The organism is Methylobacterium sp. D48H (assembly GCF_053345715.1).
This window is the reverse complement of record NZ_JBKFAP010000143.1, coordinates 1-310: the sequence shown is the minus strand read 5'-3', so window position 1 is coordinate 310 and position 310 is coordinate 1. Positions and strand designations below refer to the sequence as shown.

The 310-nt window shown below is 70.3% G+C and carries 1 pseudogene; it reads left to right on the top strand.

Features of this window, described 5'->3' with window-relative positions:
• Positions 1–260 (top strand): annotated as a pseudogene (locus ACLBX8_RS31860) (ferredoxin:protochlorophyllide reductase (ATP-dependent) subunit B); the annotation flags it as partial.
• Between the last annotated feature and the right edge of the window lie 50 nt (positions 261–310).

Here is a 310-nt window from a genome sequence, read left to right as displayed (position 1 = left end):
CCTACGGGACTCCGGCGGACGGGGCGTTCGAGGCCGCGGGACGGGCGCCGGCCGGCACCCCTCCGACGCCGGCGCCCGTTCCGGTTCTGCTGGACCGGGCCGCAGCGTGGTCGCCCGAGGCCGAGAAGGAACTCAAGAAGATCCCGTTCTTCGTGCGGGGCAAGGCGCGCACCAACACCGAGACCTTCGCCCGGGAGCGGCACCTGCCGCCCATCACCGTCGAGACCCTCTACGATGCCAAAGCGCATTTCGGCCGATAGGCCACCGATCCGCGTCGTCATCGTCACGCTCGACAATCACTTGGCGAGCG